At 49.5% G+C, this 8,447-nt stretch carries 7 protein-coding genes; all 7 read left to right on the top strand.

From position 1 onward, the window contains the following. The first annotated feature begins 563 nt into the window (after window positions 1-563). The 7 genes from AC0YOB_RS37145 (at window position 564) to disA (ending at window position 8,443) form a co-directional block, all read left to right on the top strand. The gene (locus AC0YOB_RS37145) at window positions 564-1,031 is read left to right on the top strand and encodes a CtsR family transcriptional regulator (RefSeq protein ID WP_210046701.1); all 468 of its coding nucleotides are present in this window, start codon (window positions 564-566) and stop codon (window positions 1,029-1,031) included. Between the two features lie 110 nt (window positions 1,032-1,141). After that, window positions 1,142-1,663, top strand: a complete 522-nt coding sequence (locus AC0YOB_RS37140) for a UvrB/UvrC motif-containing protein (protein WP_210046700.1) — start codon at window positions 1,142-1,144, stop codon at window positions 1,661-1,663. A gap of 68 nt (window positions 1,664-1,731) precedes the next feature. Further along, entirely contained in the window at window positions 1,732-2,772 is a 1,041-nt protein-coding gene (locus AC0YOB_RS37135) for a protein arginine kinase (protein WP_475797031.1), read from the top strand. Window positions 2,773-2,774: 2 nt separating this feature from the next. Continuing rightward, a complete protein-coding gene (locus AC0YOB_RS37130) occupies window positions 2,775-5,228 on the top strand; it encodes an ATP-dependent Clp protease ATP-binding subunit (RefSeq protein WP_210046698.1) in 2,454 nt (817 codons plus the stop codon). Window positions 5,229-5,394: 166 nt separating this feature from the next. Continuing rightward, window positions 5,395-5,826, top strand: a complete 432-nt coding sequence (locus tag AC0YOB_RS37125) for an antibiotic biosynthesis monooxygenase (RefSeq protein WP_475797028.1) — start codon at window positions 5,395-5,397, stop codon at window positions 5,824-5,826. 159 nt (window positions 5,827-5,985) lie between these two features. Further along, entirely contained in the window at window positions 5,986-7,353 is a 1,368-nt protein-coding gene (radA, locus tag AC0YOB_RS37120) for a DNA repair protein RadA (protein WP_475797027.1), read from the top strand. Between the two features lie 13 nt (window positions 7,354-7,366). Further along, complete coding sequence (disA, locus tag AC0YOB_RS37115; protein ID WP_210046707.1) at window positions 7,367-8,443, top strand: DNA integrity scanning diadenylate cyclase DisA; 1,077 nt, start codon at window positions 7,367-7,369, stop codon at window positions 8,441-8,443. Window positions 8,444-8,447 lie beyond the last annotated feature (4 nt).

Below are 8,447 nucleotides of genomic sequence, written 5' to 3'. Positions count from 1 at the left end.
TTCAGCGCCGATGGTACTTGGACCGCAGGGTCCTGGGAGAGTAGGACGTTGCCAAGCACGAGAAGCCGACCGCAGTTCTGCGGTCGGTTTTTTGTTGTTTGCTGACTTGTTCTCCATATAAGATGAAAATTTTTAACCGTGATCGTCAAATTGAAGAGTGCATCAAAATAGCAAGAAAAGGATACCGATATTTTAGATCTTTAATTATTTGGTTTATTTAATTTTAATTGTATAAAAGGGTTGGTTCAACGTAAGCCCTTTTGAGCAAATGTTTCGGCAGCTGCCCAGAAAAGGTAATGAATAGAACAGCCTCCCTTCAAGCCGCAAGATCTTTTGCCTTGTCCGGTATCAAGTAATGAACATTCTGACGTATAAAAGCGGCAGATACGCCCAAGCTAATAGCAGATCAGAAAACCATGATACCGGCTTGACGTTTTAAAAAAAATGCGTATAATAAAGTTAAAGTCAAAGAAAGTCAAAGTCAATTAATTAGAATATTGAATGATTTTGATGCTGCTTGACTGCTTAGCTGTTGTTGGTTGCATTTTAGGGAGGTTGGTGAAATGCGCAACATTTCCGATCTCATTGAGCAGTATTTGAAGCATATGCTGCAGGAGAGCTCCGATGGTGCGGTTGAATTGCAGCGTAATGATTTGGCGGATCGCTTTTCCTGCGTTCCTTCACAAATTAATTACGTAATCAGCACCCGGTTTACACTGGAGAAGGGCTACTTTGTTGAAAGTAAGCGCGGTGGGGGCGGATATATCCGTATTCAACGCATTGAGCTGCCGACGTTAACGGTCATACAAGGGCATATTGCCCAGACCATTGGCGATCAAGTTGATCAAGGAGCGGCCGAGGGGCTTATTTATCAGCTGGAAGAAGCGCAGCTTGTTTCCAAGCGGGAAGGCAATCTGCTGAGGGCTGCAATCTCCCGTGAAGCGATCGCCGTAAAGCTTCCCTTGCGGGATGAAATAAGGGCGAGGCTCCTGAAAGCGATGTTGATTACATTGCTCGTCAAATCCCGATGAGTACTGCTTCACTCCTATAAGGCCAGCTTGAACTTGCTTAACCTTAATGGGAGAATGAGAACCATGGATGCGATTTTTCTTTAACCTTGCAGGAGGAGGGATAGTACGGAATGCTTTGTCAGGAATGCGGTAATAAACCGGCTTCACTTCATTTTACGAAAATTGTAAATGGGGAAAAAACGGAATTTCATATTTGCGAATCCTGCGCACGTGAAAAAGGAGAAGGGTTGCCGGGTGTATCCAACGGTTTCTCCATTCACAGTTTGTTATCCGGACTGCTCGACTTTGAACCTGCAAGCGGGGTAAACGCCTTTGGTGCAAGGCCGCAGCAATTACGCTGTGAAACATGTGGTCTTACCTATACACAGTTCAGCAAGATGGGGCGGTTCGGCTGCAGCGAATGCTACACGACTTTTGGCAGCAAGCTGGATCCGATTCTCAAGCGTGTTCACGGCAACTCATCGCATGTCGGCAAGATTCCGAAACGCACGGGCGGACAAATTCAGCTCAAGCGTGAAATTGAGGACCTTCGGGCCGATCTGCAGCAGCGAATAGAATGTGAGGAGTTTGAGAACGCAGCTAAAATCCGCGACCAGATTCGTGAACTGGAAGGTAAGGTTACAGATGTTTAGGCTAAGCGTGGAAGGAGGAACCGTTTTTGTCGGAGCGATCTTTTGTACAGGAAGCCTTAAGTGAATGGATGAGAGAAGCTGGGCCTGATTCAGATATTGTTATCAGCAGTCGAGTTCGGATCGCCCGTAATTTACGGAGTCATCCTTTCCCGATGCTCGCCACAAACGAACAGGCGCAGGAGGTTATGGAGAATCTCACCGCTATGGGATCTTCTCCCGAGCTGGGTGAGATTGACCGGTTTGAGACGATTGAGCTCTCCGAGCTGAGCGAGCTTGAACGCAGAGTGCTCGTTGAGAAGCATCTCATAAGTCCGAACCTTGCGAATGAGTCACGCTGCGGGGCACTTATATTAAGTGAGAACGAATCCGTCAGTATCATGGTGAATGAAGAGGATCATCTGCGGATCCAATGCTTATATCCCGGTTTTCAAATAAAAGAAGCCTGGAGCTTGGCTAACCGCATTGACGATATTTTTGAAGAAGCAACCGATTACGCCTTTGATGAACGCCGTGGTTATTTGACCAGTTGTCCGACGAATGTCGGTACAGGTATTCGTTCTTCGGTCATGATGCATTTGCCTGCGCTTGTCATGACGCATCAGATCAACCGTATTTTGACGGCAATTACTCAAGTAGGGCTGGCAGTGCGGGGAATTTACGGAGAAGGCAGTGAAGCGTTAGGCAATTTATTTCAGGTATCCAATCAGATTACGCTGGGACAATCCGAGGAAGAGATCATCGATAATTTGCACAGCGTAGCCAAACAAATTATTGAGCACGAAAAGGCGGCGCGTCAGCGTATGCTGGAGGAGTCGCAGATACGGCTGGAGGATCGGATTTACCGTTCCTACGGAATTTTGTCACATGCGACCATAATGGATTCCAAAGAAGCTGGCCAGCGTTTATCCGATGTCCGGCTGGGAATCGATCTTGGTCTGATTAAAGGGGTATCGCCGCTTGTAATGAATGAAATGATGGTTTTAATGCAGCCGGGTTTTCTGCAGCAGGTGTTTAATGAAAAGATGAATACCGAGCAGCGGGATATCAGGCGGGCAGAGCTTATACGTCAGCAATTACAACAAAGTAAATCCGATCATGGGGGTGTGTAAACATGATGTTTGGCAGATTCACGGAACGTGCGCAGAAGGTGCTTGCACTTGCACAAGAAGAAGCAGTTCGTCTGGGTCACAACAATATTGGAACAGAGCATATTTTACTTGGGCTTAATCGTGAAGGGGAAGGCATTGCTGCCAAAGCCCTTATCGGACTTGGTCTGAGCCTGGAAAAAATCCAGGATGAAGTCGAGACGCTTATCGGCCGCGGACAAGAGCAGCCGACCAACATTGCGTATACGCCGCGAGCTAAGAAAGTAATCGAACTTTCGATGGATGAAGCGCGTAAGCTGGGTCATACCTATGTAGGAACAGAGCATATTCTGCTCGGCCTGATCCGCGAAGGGGAAGGCGTTGCCGCCCGCGTACTTAATAATTTGGGTATCAGCCTGAACAAAGCCAGGCAGCAGGTCCTGCAGCTCCTGGGCAGCAGCGAAGCGGTCTCGAGCAACCATGGCGCACCGGCTAATGTAAGTACACCGACGCTGGATGGCCTTGCCCGCGATTTGACCGCTTATGCCAAAGATAACAATCTGGATCCTGTTATTGGGCGGGGCAAAGAGATTGAGCGCGTCATTCAAGTGCTCAGCCGCAGAACCAAAAACAATCCTGTTCTCATCGGCGAACCTGGCGTAGGTAAAACAGCCATTGCCGAAGGGCTGGCTCAGAAAATTATCGCGGGTGAAATTCCGGAGACGCTGCGTGACAAACGCGTTATGACGCTTGATATGGGCTCTGTTGTTGCCGGAACCAAATATCGCGGTGAATTTGAAGACCGTCTGAAAAAAATTATGGACGAAATTCGCCAAGCCGGAAACATCGTATTGTTTATTGATGAGCTTCACACGCTTATTGGTGCAGGCGGTGCAGAAGGTGCGATTGACGCTTCGAATATTTTGAAACCAGCTCTGGCACGTGGCGAGCTGCAATGCATCGGCGCCACGACGCTGGATGAATATCGCAAGTATATTGAGAAAGATGCCGCGTTGGAACGCCGCTTTCAGCCGATTACCGTTGATCAGCCTTCGCCGGAGGAAGCTGTTCTTATCCTTCATGGATTGCGCGACCGTTATGAAGCCCATCACCGTGTGAAAATAACGGATGAAGCGATCGAGCAGGCGGTTAAGCTTTCGGACCGTTATATTACGGACCGTTTCCTGCCGGATAAAGCGATTGATCTGATTGATGAGGCCAGCTCCAAAGTACGCCTTAAATCATATACGGTACCGCCTAATTTGAAACAGCTGGAAAATCGTCTTGAGGATATCCGCAAGGAAAAAGACTCGGCGGTTCAAAGCCAGGAATTTGAGAAGGCTGCTGCCCTTCGTGATACGGAACAGAAAATTCGCGAAGAGCTTGATGTGACCAAGAATCAATGGAAAGAAAAACAAGGCCGTACGGATTCGGAAGTTACACCGGAGGATATCGCCCAGGTGGTTGCCAGCTGGACGGGAATTCCGGTGAGTAAGCTGGCTGAGGAAGAAACGCAGCGGCTGCTCAAAATGGAAGATATTCTTCATGACCGTGTAATCGGTCAGGATGAAGCCGTCAAAGCGGTATCCCGCGCAATGCGCCGTGCCCGTGCCGGCCTGAAGGATCCGAAGCGTCCAATGGGATCATTTATCTTCCTCGGACCTACCGGTGTCGGTAAAACCGAGCTTGCCCGCGCACTGGCGGAAGCAATGTTCGGTGACGAGAATGCTGTTATCCGTATTGATATGTCGGAATATATGGAGAAGCATTCGACCTCACGCCTGGTCGGCGCGCCTCCAGGGTATGTCGGCTACGAGGAAGGCGGCCAGCTCACCGAGAAAGTACGCCGCAAGCCTTATTCGGTTGTACTGCTTGATGAGATCGAGAAGGCGCATCCGGATGTCTTTAACATCCTGCTGCAGGTGCTGGAGGATGGCCGTTTAACGGACTCCAAAGGCCGTGTCGTCGATTTCCGCAATACGCTGATTATCATGACCTCGAACGTCGGTGCGGATCAAATCAAGCGCAACACGTCGCTTGGATTTACAGCCGCACAGGATGCAGGCCGTGACTTTAATATCATGAAAGAAAAAGTACTCGCGGAATTGAAAAAAAGCTTCCGACCAGAGTTCCTTAACCGGATTGATGAAACGATTGTATTCCATTCGCTTGGAGAAGAGCATATTGCCCAAATCGTTACCTTAATGTCTGAGGAGCTGCGCAAACGGCTTCGTGAGCAGGAAGTAGACTTCACGCTTACAGATTCGGCCAAAGCATTCCTGGCTAAGGAAGGCTACGATCCGCAGTACGGCGCCCGTCCGCTGCGTCGTGCGATTCAGAAGCATATTGAAGACCGGCTTTCTGAAGATCTGTTGACAGGTAATATCAACAAAGGCGATACGCTTACGATCGATGAGAAAGACGGTGCGCTGACGGTTTCGCCATCAGCACCGGCAGCTGGAGAGCCAGCGACTAAGTAAGCCAATTAATTTCTAAAACCTTGCCTCTGAAGGCTATTCGCTTCCTTAGCGAACGCCAGTCAGGGGCAAGGTTTTTTTGCTACAGCCAGCAAATCAGCGTATGATTAGAGTGAGTTGTCATTTGCCATAGTTGAATGTTCGCTAAACCCCCGAGGAGGTAATAATAATGATCGTTGTTGTGAATACGATAAAAGTAAAAAAAGGCCATGGAGAAGAAGTGGCGCAGCGTTTTCAAAATTCCAAAGGTGTTGAATTAACCCCCGGATTTATTCGAATGGAAGTTCTCTTCACAGAAGACTTGGAAGAACATGACGAATTAAAGGTATGTACCCATTGGGCAGACAAGCCTTCATTTGAGAGTTGGGTGAACAGCGATTCCTTCCGTCAAGCCCACGCCAAGCGCGCTGGCAGCCCGGGTGGGCAACCGCAAAGCCAATCCCAAGGTCAGCACCCGCAGAGCGGCGGGCAGGAGCAGCAGGTCCAACGCGGCAGTCAAGGACAAGCCCACCAAGCTTCGCCGCAGGGCGAAAGTGTCATGCTGGGATCGAAAATGACGATTCATAATGTACTTGTTACACGTACACCCAACGAGCAATAAATACCGTAATTCTCAACTTCATCGATAATCATCTGTTTCCCGCCCGGTGGTGTATGGCTGAGCGGGAAACTTTTATTTGGACAGCGCGCTTAAGGGTTTATCCCATGCTCTAGAAATGGTAAACTTTGAATGATAAGTAATATGTATAAGGAGCCGCTCATGGCAAAACTTAAAATAAAATTCGCTTGTACGGAATGTGGAACGGAATCGCCCAAATGGCTGGGGAAATGCCCTGGCTGCGGGGAATGGAATACGATGGTTGAAGAAAAGGAAGCTGTAGTCAAGACGCCTGGAATGGGTTCCAGACTTATTCAGACGAAAGAAAAGCCGCAATCCATCATACACATAGATAATGAGCAGGAGCCCAGAATTGAAACGACCCTCCTGGAGCTCAATCGTGTGCTTGGCGGCGGGGTTGTTCCCGGATCGCTCATTCTCGTTGGCGGGGATCCCGGCATCGGGAAATCGACGCTGCTGCTGCAAACCTCCCATGCGTTAGCCTCCCAGGGTCTTACGGTCCTTTATATTTCCGGAGAGGAATCGGTCAGGCAAACAAGGCTGAGGGCCGATCGCCTGGGGGCGCTTACCGAAAAGCTTTATGTGCTCTGCGAGACGAATATGGATCAGATCAGCGATGCGATCGAGTCGCTGGAGCCGGATTTTCTCGTCATCGACTCCATCCAGACGGTATATGATCCCAGTGTCTCTTCGGCACCCGGCAGTGTTTCCCAGGTTCGTGAATGCACAGCTCATTTCATGCGCGTGGCCAAAGTGAAGGGAATCGCCACTGTCCTTGTCGGGCACGTTACAAAGGAGGGAGCGATTGCTGGACCCCGATTGCTTGAGCATATGGTGGATTGTGTCCTTTATTTTGAAGGAGAACGGCATCATTCCTACCGGCTGCTCCGGGCAGTCAAGAATCGGTTCGGATCCACCAATGAAATCGGGATATTCGAAATGGGAGAGCTGGGTTTGCGTGAAGTCAGCAACCCGTCTGAACTCTTTCTCTCGGAACGTCCGCTTGGCGTATCGGGTTCGACCGTAGTGGCCAGTATGGAGGGAACGCGTCCAGTATTGGTGGAGCTCCAGGCACTTGTAGCGACAACGAATTTCCCTTCGCCAAGGCGGATGTCAACCGGTATAGACCACAATCGGATGTCGCTCATCATTGCCGTATTGGAAAAACGGATGGGTATGTTTTTGCAGACGCAGGATGCCTATTTGAATGTGGCGGGCGGCGTTAAGCTGGACGAACCCGCTGTTGATTTGGCAGCAGCGGTAAGCATTGCATCAAGCTTTCGCGATGCGCCGACAAGGCCATTCGACGTTGTTTTTGGTGAAATTGGCTTGACTGGAGAAGTTCGGGCCGTTTCGCGTGCAGAGCAGCGGGTCAAGGAAGCGCATAAGCTTGGCTTTAAACGTGTGATTATGCCAACGAAAAGCTTGAAAGGCTGGAGTCCGCCTGCGGGCATCGAAATAATTGGGGTCGAGACAGTGGCAGAAGCCCTCTCGGCAGCACTCGGATAAGAGGGGGAAGATGATGAAGGAGCCGAATCAACTAGAAGTTATGAATCAACTGCTGCAAATGGTCGCACCAGGCACGGCTTTTCGGGAAGGACTGGACAATGTGCTGCGGGCAAAAACGGGCGCGCTGATCGTTGTCGGATACAGTCCTGAGGTTATGGAGGTCGTTGATGGCGGATTTTCGATCAATTGCGACTTCTCCCCTTATTATCTGTATGAGCTTGCCAAAATGGACGGCGCCATTATTTTGAGTGAGGACCGCAAGCGGGTTTTGTATGCCAATACTCAGCTGATTCCCAACAGTTCCATTTCATCGGTTGAGACGGGAATCCGGCACCGGACGGCCGAACGGGTCGCGAAGCAGACCGGCAAGCTGGTGGTTTCCATTTCGCAAAGGCGCAATATTATTACTTTGTATCAGGGTCAGCTTCGCTATTCGCTCAAAGAGATGGGCGTTATTCTGACCAAGGCGAACCAAGCCATACAAACGCTGGAAAAATATAAAACGGTGCTCAATCAGGCGTTTACGAATTTATCAGCTCTTGAGTTTGAAGAATTGGTTACGCTGCATGAGGTGGCTCATGTCGTCAAACGGATGGAGATGCTCATTCGTGTGAAGATGGAGATTAAACGATACGTCAATGAGCTGGGGACAGAAGGCCGGCTTATCAGCATGCAGATGGAAGAATTGGTTGGCGGCGTTGAGGAAGAAGCCTGGTTTTTAATAAAGGATTATGCGAAAAATCCCCATGAGGACAAGATTCGGGAAATTCGCGCAGGCATCCATAAATTGAATTCAGAGGAATTGTTTGATAATAGTTCAATTATTAAACTGCTGGGATACACGGGTACCAGTGTGGCCTCTGAAGAAATGATAGCCCCTCGGGGCTATAGGCTGCTCAGCCGTATCCCGCGCCTGCCTACCGTTATTATGAATAATCTGGTGGACCGTTTCGAGCGGCTGCCCCATATTTTGATGGCCACTATTGAGGAATTGGACTCCGTGGATGGCATTGGGGAAGTGCGGGCGCGCGCGATTAAAGAAGGGCTGAAGCGGATTCAGGAACAGATGTTCATTGACAGACATATTTAAATCA

The sequence above is a fragment of the Paenibacillus sp. JT31N17 genome (genome assembly GCF_056269255.1).
This window is presented reverse-complemented; position numbering and strand designations above follow the sequence as displayed.